Below are 13,254 nucleotides of genomic sequence, written 5' to 3'. Positions count from 1 at the left end.
CCATCGCCCATCGCCCATCGCCCATCGCCCATCGCCCATCGCCCATCGCCCATCGCCCATCGCCCATCGCCCATCGTTTTGTTATAATCCCCCCTTAATTTGAAAATCGGCCTTTGGCCGCCAGCAAGACGAAGAATATTATGCGAATAGCTTTAGGTATTGAGTACGACGGTGCGAAATACTACGGTTGGCAACGCCAGCGTGACGTAGACAGTGTCCAAGAGCGCTTGGAAAAGGCGCTGAGCAAGATTGCCAATAAGCCGATTGAGGTGCAGTGTGCGGGACGGACTGATGCTGGGGTTCATGGCACCGGTCAGGTGGTTCACTTTGATGTTGACGTTGACCGTAAAATGGCTGCGTGGACCATGGGGGTGAATGCCCACTTACCTAAAGATATTGCGGTTCGTTGGGCCAAGGTTGTAGATGACGAGTTCCACGCCCGTTTTACGGCGACGGCACGTCGTTACCGCTATATTATTTATAATCATGCTTTGCGTCCTGCAATTTTAGCCAAAGGTGTGAGCCATTATCACGGTGAACTCGATGAAAAGGCGATGCACGAAGCGGGTCAATACTTGTTGGGTGAGAATGACTTCACATCCTTCCGTGCTGTGTATTGTCAATCTCGTAGCCCATGGCGTAACCTAATGCACTTGAACGTGTCGCGTCAGGGTAACTTTGTGATCATTGATATCAAGGCTAATGCCTTTGTTCATCATATGGTTCGCAACATAACTGGTAGCCTGATTAAAGTCGGCCGAGGCGAAGAAAAGCCGGAATGGATCCAGTGGTTGCTGGCCCAGAAAAATCGTACTTTGGCAGGAGCAACGGCAAAAGCGGAAGGTTTGTACTTGGTGGATGTTGACTACCCTCAAGAGCATGACTTGCCGAAAGTACCGGTCGGACCGCTGTTTTTACCCGATTAATCTGTTAGGTAACGGTCATATCTGCCTCGGGCTAACTTGTAGTACCAGTTTTTTATCTACAGTTAGACGAGTTTGTGCTTTAATTCCACCTTGGTAAATTAACGAATTTGTATTCTCTGCTGCAAAGACCCTAAGGGCAGGGAAATAAAAGATAAAAGGTCATTCATGAGCTGGCTGGAAAAGATCCTTACTAAAAGCAATATTGTTTCTTCTCGCAAAGCGTCTATCCCTGAAGGGGTGTGGACCAAATGTACTTCTTGCGAACAAGTGCTTTATCACGCCGATCTAGAACGTAACTTGGAAGTTTGCCCTAAATGTGACCATCACATGCGCATGAAAGCGCGTCGTCGCTTGGAAACATTCCTGGATGAAGAAGGGCAGGTTGAAATTGCCGCTGAGCTTGAGCCAAAAGATAAGCTTAAGTTCCGTGATTCCAAGAAATATAAAGACCGTCTATCTTCTGCTCAGAAAGCGAGTGGCGAGAAAGATGCACTGGTCGTGAAGAAAGGAACCTTGCTAGGCCAGCCGTTGGTTGCCTGTGCATTTGAATTCTCTTTCATGGGCGGCTCCATGGGCTCTGTCGTCGGCGCCAAGTTCGTTCACGCTGTTGACGAGGCGATTGCCAATAACTGTGGTTTGGTATGTTTTTCTGCCAGTGGTGGTGCCCGCATGCAAGAAGCGCTGATGTCGCTGATGCAGATGGCAAAAACCAGTGCTGCGCTTGAGCGCCTATCTAATGAAGGCTTGCCTTTCATTTCGGTACTGACTGACCCGACAATGGGTGGTGTGTCGGCAAGTTTGGCGATGCTGGGTGATATTAATATCGGTGAGCCAAAAGCCCTTATTGGCTTTGCCGGTCAGCGTGTTATTGAGCAAACGGTGCGTGAGAAGCTTCCTGAAGGCTTCCAGCGCAGTGAGTTCCTGCTTGATCATGGTGCGATTGACATGATTGTTGACCGTCGTGAAATGCGCCAGCGTATCGGCGGCATAGTTGCCAAGCTGACTCAGGTTGAATCACCGATGGTGGTACCTGTCCCTGTCGAGCAGCCGGTAAAAGAGGTAGAAGAGCCAGCTGAAGAGCAGAACGAGCAAGCAAAAAAGTAAGCGTATCGCTTGCTAATATTGACAGAAAACGGGGCTTAGGCCCCGTTTTGTTTTTGTATAAGCCCCTAACTATCAAGAATCAATACATTGCGGTTTGGTCTGGCCGCGTTCAATGGTAAATTAGGGCTCATATTGTTATAGCGAAATGAAATATGATGTCCGGACTGACAGCACCTCAAGCAAACTCCTCTTTGGCCTCATGGCTGACTTATCTTGAACAACTTCACACCAGTGCCATTGACCTTGGCCTTGATCGTGCCCAGGCGGTGGCTAAGAAAGCCGAGCTAATTAAGCCTGCTCCTTGCGTGATCACTGTCGCGGGGACCAATGGCAAGGGGTCGACCTGTGCCATGATGGAAGCGATCCTGCTTAAGGCCGGTTATCGTGTTGGGGTATACAGCTCTCCTCACCTTGTGCGTTATAACGAGCGGGTCCGCATCAACGGTGTTGAACTTCCAGACAGTGCCCATAGTGAAGCCTTCTCTTCAATTGAACAGCTGCGTGGTGAAACCAGCTTGAGCTTGTTTGAGTTTGGCACTTTAGCTGCCCTGCAGTTATTCAAGTCTCGCCAGGTTGATGTCGTTTTACTAGAGGTAGGACTTGGCGGTCGTTTGGATGCCACGAATATTGTTGATCATGATGTATCGGTGATCACCAGCTTGGCGGTTGATCATGTTGACTGGTTAGGTGATGACATCAATGTTATCGGTTACGAAAAGGCCGGTATTTTCCGTGGCGGCAAGCCAGCGGTCTGTGGTCAACCAAACCCCCCGGCAACCGTACCAGCTCATGCCGATGATATCGGCGCCAAGCTGTTTCAGGTTGGTTACCAGTTCGAGTACAGTGTCGAAGCTGATCATTGGAACTGGCAAAGCGGTTCCTTTACATTAGACCAACTTCCGCTTCCATCGCTACCTCTTCCCAATGCGGCAACAGCATTGATGGCACTGGCCGTTGCTGAGCTCAACATCACTGATGAAAACGTCATTGAGGGGTTGGCGGACGCGACGTTGCCGGGACGGATGCAGACAGTGTCAGAGCAGCCTTTGGTGATCATGGATGTGGCTCATAATCCACATTCGGCACAGTATTTTACCGCGCAGCTAGAGGGCATTAAGAACAAGCTCGGCAAGAGACAGCTGCATGCCGTAGTGGCGATGCTTCACGACAAAGATATTGCTGCTACCATTGCTGAGATGAAAGAAGTGGTTGATTGTTGGTATCCGGCCTCGCTGACAGGCCCGAGAGCGGCGACAGCCGAAGAGATCCTCGCTTATTTACCATCGGGAACCGATACATACCAAACGCCTGAGGCCGCTTATGACAAAGCGCTGACACAGGCTCAGGCTGACGATATGGTAATTGTATTTGGCTCCTTTTACACTGTAGGTCAGATAACCAGTCACATTGAAGCAAAGAACCAGGAGTAACAGTGGCAAGTAAATTTCAGAGCCGGTTGGTCGGGACAATCATTTTGGTGGCAATCGGAGTGATATTCCTTCCCGATTTGTTCGACGGCAAAAAACAGCATTACCAAGAGCAATTTGCCAGTATTCCGCTACAGCCTGAAACCACCGCTGAAGTAGAGTATGAAACGATCCCTGCTCCGGAGTTTGCAGAGGTGGATTTACCTCCAGAACCCGTAACAGTCGTGATAGATGAGCCGAAGTCGGAAGAAGTGACAGCGGAGGCTATCGAGGCGGTTAATCAACCATTGAAGGTTGAACCTCAGCCAGTTACTGAGCCTCAAGTGGGTAATCAAGACACTGCTTGGGTGGTGCAATTGGGGGTTTTCCGCAATTTTGATAACGCCAACCAGTTGGTTGAGCGTCTTCGCAAGGCGGGTTATCAAGCGCATGTCTTTCCAAAGCAGCCGCAACAAGGCGCTCTTGCCAGAGTTGTTGTTGGTCCTGATGTGTCGAAGCAGAAGCTTTCGGCTGACATCAAGAAATTGGAAGAATTGACCGGATTAAAAGGCCGATTGGTCAGATTTAATCCACTTAACCCTTAGGTAAACGTTTGCGTTCTCATTTTTTCTGTTAGAATACGCATCAACAAAATGAATACAACCAATGATGATCTGGATTGATTACGTAATTTTAGGCGTAATAGGCTTCTCGGCTCTGATTAGTGTGATCCGAGGTTTTGTCAAGGAAGCACTTTCGTTAGTGATATGGTTTGCAGCCTTTTTTGTCGCAAGCAATTTTTATACTCAGCTGGCGGCTTACTTCACTAACATTGACGACGAGATGCTTCGTAACGGCAGCGCAATCGCTGCCTTGTTCATTGCCACGCTGATAGTCGGCGCAGTAGTGAACTATGTGATTGGACAACTGGTACAGAAAACAGGTCTGTCAGGGACAGATCGGGTACTGGGCATAGTGTTCGGAGGGATACGCGGCGTATTGATTGTTGCCGCGGTACTGTTCTTCATCGACGCCTTTACGGGGTTTGCAGATTCAGACTGGTGGTTACAGTCCCAGTTGATCCCCCAGTTTGGTGTGGTGATTGAATGGTTCTTCACGTACTTGAAGGACACATCAAGCTTTTTACCGGGCGCACTTTAGCGAACGGTGTGGAATGTAACGGGTTCAGTGTCTTAGTGTACTGATACCCAATGGAAAAGCTTTCAGCGGGTATTTGACACAGTCGAATACCCGCTGAAATTCAATTAAAGCGTGACGAGGATTTAGGACATGTGTGGTATTGTCGGAATCGTGGGTTCAACCCCGGTTAACCAGTCTATTTATGATGCATTGACCGTGTTGCAACACCGCGGCCAAGATGCGGCTGGTATTGTTACCTTAGAAAGCAATCGTTTTCGTCTGCGTAAAGCGAACGGTCTGGTCCGTGATGTGTTTGAAGCCAAGCACATGCAACGTTTGCAGGGTAATGTAGGGATCGGCCATGTGCGCTATCCGACTGCAGGTAGCTCTAGCGCCTCAGAAGCCCAGCCATTCTATGTTAATTCACCTTACGGTATTTCACTGGCTCACAATGGTAACCTGACCAACGCAGCCGAAATCAAAGAGCAGTTGTTCGAAAAAGCACGTCGTCACGTCAATACAACGTCTGACTCTGAAATTTTGCTGAACGTATTGGCAAACCAGCTGGAAAGTGCTCAAACCTATCCAATTACGCCTGAAGAAATCTTTGATGCGGTTGGCGAAGTGCACCGCATGGTTAAAGGTGCTTATGCCGTCGTTTCTATGGTGATTGGCCACGGTATGATCGCTTTTCGCGACCCGTATGGTATTCGTCCGTTGTGTCTGGGTAAACGTGAAATTGAAGGCCAGGTTGAATACATGGTTGCCTCAGAATCTGTTGCATTGGATGCGGTTGGTTTTGACTTCATGCGTGACGTTGCGCCGGGTGAAGCCGTTTACGTGACCTTTGATGGCCAACTGTTTACCCAGCAGTGTGCTGATAACCCAACCTTAAACCCTTGTGTGTTTGAATTCGTTTACTTTGCACGTCCTGATTCGTTTATCGATAAGGTATCGGTATACAGCGCACGCGTTTGCATGGGCCAGAAACTGGGTGAGAAGATCAAGCGCGAGTGGGCTGATGTAGATATCGATGTCGTTATCCCAATCCCTGAAACATCTTGTGATAGTGCATTGGAAATTGCTCGTACGCTAGACAAGCCATACCGTCAGGGCTTTGTGAAAAACCGCTATGTGGGCCGTACTTTCATTATGCCAGGCCAGCAAATGCGCCGTAAATCGGTGCGCCGTAAGCTTAATGCTATCCGCTCTGAGTTCAAGGGCAAGAGTGTACTGCTGGTGGACGATTCGATTGTCCGCGGAACAACATCAGAGCAGATTATCGAAATGGCCCGTGAAGCTGGTGCTCGCAAGGTTTACTTGGCTTCTGCTGCCCCTGAGGTACGCTTCCCGAACGTTTACGGTATCGATATGCCAACGGCAAACGAGCTGATTGCTCATGGTCGTGAAGTGGATGAGATCAGCAAGATGATCGGCGCTGACGGCTTGATCTTCCAAGATCTGCAAGATCTGGTTGATGCCGTAGCCGAAGGCAATCCTGAGATCCAAAAATTCGAAACATCTGTATTCAGTGGCTCTTATGTAACGGGTGATATTAATCAGTCGTATTTGGATTACCTGGAATCACTGCGCAGTGAAGATTCGAAAATACAGCGTGAAATCCAACAGGACTTGGCGAACCTAGAGTTGCACAACGAAGGGGTGTAATAGGCAGGCGAGAGCGGCTATCGGCACGGGCTCTAGGAAGAGATAAAACAAAAGCGAGAGCAACGTGCTCTCGCTTTTTTGTCTCTGAATCAAAAGGTATAACGAGTGAATTTTAATCTTGTTGTAAGAGTTACTAGCCTCTAGCCTCTAGCCTAATGACTAAACTGTGGCCCTATGCCCAAGTTCCACAAAATCACCGAGCCTGCGATAATGGATACCAATAGCACCAGCCCGCATGTCACGATAGAGCTGGCATAAATAAACCCTCGTTCTTCAGGAATGTGCATCAGGATAGGGACGCCGGTATACAGTAAGTAGACCGAGTATGCGATCCCAACAAGGCCGGCAATCATCAAGAACCAAACTTGCGGATAAATCGCCGCGATGCTGACCATGAAAAGTGGTGTTGCCGTATAAGCTGCCAGCTCAAGTGCTTGTGTGTATGTCGGCGTGGAGCCAAAGGTATGGCTCATCCAGTAGGTGAGATAGGCGAGGGCAAAGACCCCGGCGATTAGGGCAAAATACATGGCTACCGACATTGCCAACGCGCTGCTTTGGGTTAGGTAAATAGGTGAACCAACACCGATACGCCAACCAATAAAGACGCTGGAGATGAAGGCAAACGCTGGTGGCAGTAAGGCAACCAGTAAGATATGGCTTAAACTGCTTTGGACCCCTTCATGTTCCTTGTCAATTGCCCGCCACTCTTGCTTGGGGTGGGTGTACAAACCGAATAAATGTCCCAGAATCATAACGCTTCCTCATCGAGTCGTGCTTATTTTCGTCGGTTATCGAAGAACACAGCGTCAGTTCATCTCGTGCTATGGGTGCTCTTCTTGCTAGTTATGGCTTTGCCTACCAATAATACCCAACCTACATAAGTATTTGATTAATCTTGCTGGTTAAAATCGCTGTTAGCTGCGTTAGAGGTTTTGTAATTAGAGCCACTAGTTACTGCAACCTCCGCCTTGATAACAACAATTTTTCCTGTGCAATCTATAGATCAACTACTTATCCAGATTGGTATAAACACAAATTCAGGAAGGCTTTCGTGCCAGTACTATTAACATTTAGTCGGGGTTGAAACACTTCGCAAGGAAGTGCGGCATCTTATGGGAATTTATCCACTATGTGGGTATCTAGAATGAAGAAGGGGGGATTGGAGGAGTGCTCCCTTCCCGCATAATAAGCTGATACGGGAAGGTGGTTTTTACGGCTGAGAATCTAGAGTTTGAAGTACTCGCTGGCAAACTCAATGAAAATCCGCAGTTTCTCTGGCTGATAATCGCGGTGGTTATACATCAGGTATACATCACGCTGGTTCGATGACCAGTTTTCGAGGATTTGTACTAACTCGCCGGAGGAGATGTATTTCTCCAGCATCACGTCTGGCATTAGGGTAATCCCTAGTCCTGCCATACAGGCCTTGCGCACAACATTGAGTTCGTTAGCTTCATAACGGCCACGATCTGACACTGTCACAGTCTCACCATCACAGTTGGTCAGGCGCCAACGCAGCAGCGGTTTACCCTTTAGTAATGGGTGCTGATGTAGATCTTGAGCGTGCTTGGGTTCGGAGTTGTGGTTAAGGTAATTTGGGCTGGCGACCAAAATGTCTTTCACCGCATTGATTTTTCGTGCAATCAAGGTGGAGTCGCGCTGTGGACCGACCCGGAAAATGACATCCCAATCTGTTGGGTCGAGAACTTCTGGATCATTGCTCATCATCAGCTGGATATGGATCGCTGGATGCTCTTGCATGAAGGCATTGAGCAAAGGCTGTAGCATTACCTTGGTCAGGTTTGACGGGGCGGCAATCTTTAGCCTACCAGCTGCTCCTTTGCACTCTTCGCTGACATGCTCGGCCGTATCGACCAAACTCTGTAGCAACGGGCTGCATTCATCGTAAAATTTTTGTCCGGCTTCGGTCAGTGATAGCTTCCTTGCATGACGGTTTAGTAGGCGGATACTCAAACACTCTTCAAGTGCTTGGATACGCCGGGTCAGGGTGGCAACGGGCACCTGGGTCTTACGAGACGTCGCTGTGTAACTGCCATTTTCCACAACCATGCGGAATAAATTTAAATCGTCAAGCTTCATAACTTTACAACACTGAAAACTTATAATGGGGAATTGTATAACAAAACATATTAAAAGATGACGCTTTCAAGGCAACTTTTGCTGTAAATCAAGATAACGGGTATTTTTCTTTCAGCTATCTTCAAGCCACTTGAGGTTACTTTAGGGACAAATCTTAGTAATTGATAAATTTAAATTTTGATACTGTTAACAATTTCCAATATTTTCGTCACAGAACGTATTAATCCCCTGACGATCTGCGGATTTCGACCTATGCTTTTGATAGGTTAGTCAAGCCTGTGGTTAGCGTTGTCATGAGTACACATTCCCAGCAAGGCGGCACACGAGGTATCAAGCACCATTACCATTCTTCAGTCAGGGAGCAGGCTTTGCTTGAAGATAAAGACGTTCTGATCGTCGAAGATGATCCAGTATTTAGAACCATGCTTTCTGGCTTTCTTATCAGCCAGGGCTGCCGAGTGCGTGAGGCGGAAAATGGCTTGGAGGGGCTACAGGCATTACGAAATGATATGCCTGACATTTTGCTATGTGATTTAGCCATGCCAATATTGACGGGGATGGAGTTTGTTGAGGAGGTCTCCCTACATTATCCGATGGTACCCATCATCGTTATCTCCGGTACCGGGGATATGTCGGATGTGGCAGCAGCTTTGCGTCATGGGGTGAAGGATTTTCTCATTAAACCGCTCGATAACATCATGGTGCTTAAATCAGCGATTATGTCGGTACTTAAATCGGAAGATTCCGTGACGGAAAATCTTGGCTTTTCTAGCCAGTGGGTAAACATTGAAGAAGAAACCGTCGTTGATGAAGAGCTTGAGTGGCACATTGAAGAGCTTAAGGTTAACCCGAGAGCCGCTCGGGAGTTGCTGATCGGGCTGATGCCTGAAACACAGTCTTCACTCGGAGATTGGCAATTGAATTATTGTATATTGCAGGCAACCGATGTTCAGCCTGTTTTACTCGATTATACCTGGCTGATAGATGGCCGTTTGGCGTTTTATTTGGTCGACTCGGCAACGGGGGGCGACAACGGTACGGCAACAACGTTGTTGATACGAGCCTTCTTTAATGATTATTTACGTACCCGAATGGGCGATCAAAGCTCTATCTCAGGGCTCATTAAGCTAATTGAAAAAGGGATGCGCCACTCCGGCTATGCCTCTCCGATAAAGGCTATTTTTGGTATTTTTGATGTAACAGATAGAACGTTGAACATTGCGTCAGCGGGCCTCTCTGCACGGCTGCAAACCAGCGACGGGGAACAAGTTGTGACAGCCCAGCCATGGTTGGGTAACCAAGCGAGTAGCAATGATAGTGTGAGCCTCAAGCTTTCAGACTCTGGCGGGCGGCTGTCACTAAGCGAAACAGGCTCGGCCAGCTTTAGCTTAACCTTCAAGAGAAAAACCAAGAACTAATTTTGTTCAACCAAGTACCTCAAAATTAATTGGATGTCGCTGCCATAACCATCATATGAAAACGGAGAGCCATGGCTCTCCGTTTATTGTATGTTGCTCTTTATGATAAACAGCTTGTTGCGAAGAAATTACGCCTCTACTGGCTGAGGCTCCATCTCTTCTTCAATAACTTTACCTTCTGCACCGTGCATCCAGCGGATCAGTTGGTTAGAGCATAGTAGAAGAAGGACACCAGCAACGGTTGCAGCAATAGCAATACCACTAAAGATAGCCATAGGACCCGCTTCACCAACGTGGGCACCAATGATACCTGCCACATAGTTAGCGATAGCGTTGAAGCCGAACCATGCTCCCATCATCAAAGAAGCAAGACGTAGTGGAGCCAGCTTAGTGACCATTGATAGACCGATTGGCGACAGGCAAAGCTCACCCAAGGTATGGAAGAAGTATGCCGCGACTAGCCAGAACATGGATGTCTTCACAGTGATATCGCCACCTTGCTGCATCACAGCGCCCATCATGCAAACAAAGCCTGCTGCTAGGAAGAAAAGGCCCATAGCAAACTTGACTGGAGAGCTTGGCTCTTTAGGGCCCATTTTCACCCAGATAGACGCAATAAGTGGTGCGAGGGTGATAACAAAGAATGGGTTTAGAGACTGGAACCAGGCTGCAGGTACTTCAAAGCTACCGATCATACGGTCGGTGTATTGTTGCGAGAAGATGTTCATCAGGCCACCGGCTTGCTCGAAGCCTGCCCAGAAGATAACCACGAACAGACCCATGATCATGATAACTTTCAGACGATCTTTTTCCTGCTTGGTCAATGGCTCTTGTTTACCTGACTTGTTCATCGCTGCTGCACGTTTTGCCGCTGGCTCTTTGCCGATATCACCCAGTAGGCGCTCGGCAAAAATCATCTGAGTTACCAGGCTGATCAGCATACCGATACCTGCTGTCAGGAAACCAGCTTTCCAGCCGTAAGCGGCAGACGCGGTACCCGCAATAATACCGGCTAGCAATGAGCCAAGGTTGATACCCATGTAGAAGATAGTGAACGCACCGTCACGACGGTTATCACCGTCTTGGTAGAGATCGCCCACCATGGTTGAAATGTTCGGCTTAAACATACCATTACCAATGATCAGCAAGCCAAGGCCGAGATAAAAGGCTGTCACAGAATGTGGGTCGACCATGCTGTTTGGTAGTGCAAGGGTAAACTGGCCTAGGGCCATCAAGATACCACCAATGATTATTGAGCGGCGCTGGCCAAGGAAGTTATCGGCAATATAACCACCAATAAGCGGGGTGATATAAACCAAGCCAGTATAAATACCATAAAGGTTAAGGGCGTCTTGTGTCGACCAGCCAAGACCACCATTGATGGTTTTGTCGGTGAGGTAAAGCACCAGAATGGCACGCATTGCATAGTAAGAAAAACGTTCCCACAGTTCGGTTCCAAACAGTAAGAACAAACCTTTAGGGTGGCCTAACAACGTGCCACTGTTAAGATTGCTCATAATTATTCTCTAAATTTAATTGATTTTGTGTTTGCTAATGTCGCCCCTGTTATAAATGACAAATTATTAAACTGCAAATCGTTACAGAATGAATACAAAACAAAAACAATGTAACATTTTGATTAATAGGCAGTTGTTTGCTATTTGCTCAAAATTGAAATTTCAGATTTACTATACATGCTATAAATAAAATTCTTTCTGCAAGTGATTTTGTGGTGTTTTCATCCAAACTAGATCTTTTCTATGGGTTTTAATGTCGCAGCAGTTTTCTGTTAATGGTTGTTACATATTTGGCTGGTTATGCACTTGGGAGGTGAAGTGCTGACATATTGGCCTTGCAGATAGGCAAAACATTGTCGGTGAGAGTGGCTTAGGTATAATTAATGAATGCAAGAGGATTAACTGACTGAGATTGCTATGAAAGATTGGTACTTACTATATTGCAAGCGCAGTGAACAGGAACGTGCGGTGATCAATCTTGATCGTCAAGGTGTTGAGTGTTACTACCCTCAAGTGACAGTGGAGAAAATAGTTCGTGGAAAACGGATGACTACTTTTGAGCCCCTGTTCCCGAGCTATATGTTTGTCTATTTTGACCCAGAAAATATCAGTTATACCACAGTACGATCTACTCGTGGTGTTGCTGATTTTATTCGTCAAGGCGCGAGGCCACAGACTGTAAACCCGGACCTTATCTATAGCTTGATGATTAATGAAGACTCTGAAGAACAACAAACAAAATTATCAGCCCTTCCGAAGCCGGGTGAATCACTTAAGCTGACACAAGGCCAGTTCAAAGGGATTGAGGCTATTTATCAAGAACCTGACGGTGAAAAGCGCTCATTTATGATGATTCAACTACTGGGTAAACCGGTCAAGGTCAGTGTACAGAATGAAGATCTGGTGAAAAAGTAATCCACTCTTATTACAAGGTTGGATTCGTTTGCAGTGATTTTGTTATAGTGGCTTGAATAATTTTAAATGGAATAAAATATGTCTACATCTTCCCCTGTACGTAAAGCGGTTATCCCCGTTGCTGGTTTGGGGACCCGGATGCTTCCGGCAACCAAGGCGATCCCGAAGGAAATGCTGCCGATTGTTGATAAGCCGCTGATCCAGTATGTGGTGAACGAATGTGTGGCAGCTGGTATCAAAGAAATTGTATTGGTTACCCACTCATCGAAGAATTCAATCGAAAACCATTTCGATACCTCTTTCGAGCTTGAAGCGACGCTTGAAAAGCGTGTTAAACGTCAGCTGTTGGATGAAGTACAACAGATTTGCCCGAGAGATGTCACTATTATGCATGTGCGCCAGGGGCAGGCGAAAGGCCTAGGTCATGCAGTTCTTTGTGCCCGCCCTTTGGTTGGTGATGAGCCATTTGCTGTTGTGCTGCCAGATGTTATTTTGGATGACGTTGCTAGTGATCTTCGCCGTGAAAATATGGCAGCCATGGTCAATGCGTTTAATGATACCCAGATCAGCCAGGTTATGGTTGAGCCGGTACCTATGTCTGAGGTTTCTAACTACGGTGTGGCTGACATCAATGGTACAGCACTGAAACCGGGTGAAACGGCGGCGATGACAAAAGTGGTAGAAAAGCCAGCTCTTGAAGATGCGCCATCTAACTTGGCCATTGTTGGCCGCTATGTGCTACCCGCTGAAATTTGGTCTTTGTTAGCGCGTACGCCTATCGGTGCAGGTGATGAGATTCAGTTGACAGATGCGATCGATATGTTGATGGAAGATCAGCAAGTAAATGCTTTCCATATGTCGGGTAAGAGCCATGACTGCGGCAGCAAGCTAGGCTATATGCAGGCATTTGTTGAATACGGTATGCGTCATGAATCTCTTGGTGAAGACTTTACAGCGTTCTTGAAGGAACGACTTGGGGCTAAAGGCTAGGGGCCACAGGCTTTAGGAAAGATCAAAAGCAGGAGCATATTGCTCCTGCTTTTTCGTAAAGGCAATAATA

At 47.4% G+C, this 13,254-nt stretch carries 12 protein-coding genes and 1 pseudogene; 9 read left to right on the top strand and 4 right to left on the bottom strand.

Features of this window, described 5'->3' with window-relative positions; all coding sequences use genetic code 11:
• Positions 1-75: pseudogene (locus tag ACVA53_RS19395) on the bottom strand (hypothetical protein); the annotation flags it as partial.
• A 65-nt stretch (positions 76-140) separates the two neighbouring features.
• Here ACVA53_RS19395 and truA point away from each other — a divergent pair.
• From truA to purF, 6 genes are all read left to right on the top strand, one after another.
• Positions 141-926, top strand: coding sequence for a tRNA pseudouridine(38-40) synthase TruA (gene truA, locus ACVA53_RS19390; protein ID WP_255043468.1), 786 nt, complete (start codon positions 141-143; stop codon positions 924-926).
• Positions 927-1,091: 165 nt separating this feature from the next.
• Positions 1,092-2,030, top strand: coding sequence for an acetyl-CoA carboxylase, carboxyltransferase subunit beta (gene accD / locus ACVA53_RS19385; protein ID WP_446505983.1), 939 nt, complete (start codon positions 1,092-1,094; stop codon positions 2,028-2,030).
• A gap of 155 nt (positions 2,031-2,185) precedes the next feature.
• Entirely contained in the window at positions 2,186-3,460 is a 1,275-nt protein-coding gene (folC, locus tag ACVA53_RS19380) for a bifunctional tetrahydrofolate synthase/dihydrofolate synthase (RefSeq protein ID WP_446505986.1), read from the top strand.
• Positions 3,461-3,462: 2 nt separating this feature from the next.
• Positions 3,463-4,041, top strand: coding sequence for an SPOR domain-containing protein (locus ACVA53_RS19375; protein WP_446505982.1), 579 nt, complete (start codon positions 3,463-3,465; stop codon positions 4,039-4,041).
• A gap of 64 nt (positions 4,042-4,105) precedes the next feature.
• Entirely contained in the window at positions 4,106-4,597 is a 492-nt protein-coding gene (locus ACVA53_RS19370) for a CvpA family protein (RefSeq protein WP_255043474.1), read from the top strand.
• 129 nt (positions 4,598-4,726) lie between these two features.
• On the top strand, positions 4,727-6,244 hold the full coding sequence (gene purF, locus ACVA53_RS19365) for an amidophosphoribosyltransferase (RefSeq protein WP_446505981.1): 1,518 nt from the start codon (positions 4,727-4,729) through the stop codon (positions 6,242-6,244).
• Positions 6,245-6,396: 152 nt separating this feature from the next.
• Here purF and ACVA53_RS19360 read toward each other — a convergent pair whose 3' ends face one another.
• Together ACVA53_RS19360 and ACVA53_RS19355 are read right to left on the bottom strand one after the other, a co-directional pair.
• Positions 6,397-6,996: a Yip1 family protein gene (locus tag ACVA53_RS19360; RefSeq protein WP_255043464.1), complete on the bottom strand. Its 600-nt coding sequence runs from the start codon at positions 6,994-6,996 to the stop codon at positions 6,397-6,399.
• A 472-nt stretch (positions 6,997-7,468) separates the two neighbouring features.
• The gene (locus ACVA53_RS19355) at positions 7,469-8,344 is read right to left on the bottom strand and encodes a LysR family transcriptional regulator (protein WP_255043463.1); all 876 of its coding nucleotides are present in this window, start codon (positions 8,342-8,344) and stop codon (positions 7,469-7,471) included.
• Positions 8,345-8,712: 368 nt separating this feature from the next.
• Here ACVA53_RS19355 and ACVA53_RS19350 point away from each other — a divergent pair, with 368 nt between their 5' ends.
• Positions 8,713-9,762 carry a response regulator gene (locus ACVA53_RS19350; protein WP_255043473.1) on the top strand — a complete coding sequence of 350 codons (1,050 nt, stop codon included), beginning with the start codon at positions 8,713-8,715 and terminating at the stop codon, positions 9,760-9,762.
• 128 nt (positions 9,763-9,890) lie between these two features.
• On the opposite strand, the gene ACVA53_RS19345 is transcribed toward ACVA53_RS19350, so the two are convergent.
• Positions 9,891-11,279: a peptide MFS transporter gene (locus ACVA53_RS19345; RefSeq protein ID WP_255043462.1), complete on the bottom strand. Its 1,389-nt coding sequence runs from the start codon at positions 11,277-11,279 to the stop codon at positions 9,891-9,893.
• Positions 11,280-11,696: 417 nt separating this feature from the next.
• On the opposite strand from ACVA53_RS19345, the gene rfaH reads away from it, so the two are divergent.
• Positions 11,697-12,194 (top strand): transcription/translation regulatory transformer protein RfaH, encoded by a 498-nt coding sequence (gene rfaH, locus ACVA53_RS19340; RefSeq protein WP_255043461.1) that lies wholly within the window; start codon positions 11,697-11,699, stop codon positions 12,192-12,194.
• 78 nt (positions 12,195-12,272) lie between these two features.
• Complete coding sequence (gene galU / locus ACVA53_RS19335; RefSeq protein ID WP_446505980.1) at positions 12,273-13,184, top strand: UTP--glucose-1-phosphate uridylyltransferase GalU; 912 nt, start codon at positions 12,273-12,275, stop codon at positions 13,182-13,184.
• The last annotated feature ends 70 nt before the right edge of the window (positions 13,185-13,254 follow it).

It is taken from the genome of Photobacterium sp. DNB23_23_1 (assembly GCF_052873815.1).
This window is presented reverse-complemented; position numbering and strand designations above follow the sequence as displayed.

Coding starts and splice junctions, on each gene's coding strand:
- accD (WP_446505983.1), top strand. CDS start 1,092: ATGAGCTGGCTGGAAAAGATCCTTACTAAAAGCAATATTGTTTCTTCT.
- ACVA53_RS19345 (WP_255043462.1), bottom strand. CDS start 11,279: ATGAGCAATCTTAACAGTGGCACGTTGTTAGGCCACCCTAAAGGTTTG.
- ACVA53_RS19360 (WP_255043464.1), bottom strand. CDS start 6,996: ATGATTCTGGGACATTTATTCGGTTTGTACACCCACCCCAAGCAAGAG.
- galU (WP_446505980.1), top strand. CDS start 12,273: ATGTCTACATCTTCCCCTGTACGTAAAGCGGTTATCCCCGTTGCTGGT.
- truA (WP_255043468.1), top strand. CDS start 141: ATGCGAATAGCTTTAGGTATTGAGTACGACGGTGCGAAATACTACGGT.
- rfaH (WP_255043461.1), top strand. CDS start 11,697: ATGAAAGATTGGTACTTACTATATTGCAAGCGCAGTGAACAGGAACGT.
- folC (WP_446505986.1), top strand. CDS start 2,186: ATGTCCGGACTGACAGCACCTCAAGCAAACTCCTCTTTGGCCTCATGG.
- ACVA53_RS19355 (WP_255043463.1), bottom strand. CDS start 8,344: ATGAAGCTTGACGATTTAAATTTATTCCGCATGGTTGTGGAAAATGGC.
- purF (WP_446505981.1), top strand. CDS start 4,727: ATGTGTGGTATTGTCGGAATCGTGGGTTCAACCCCGGTTAACCAGTCT.
- ACVA53_RS19370 (WP_255043474.1), top strand. CDS start 4,106: ATGATCTGGATTGATTACGTAATTTTAGGCGTAATAGGCTTCTCGGCT.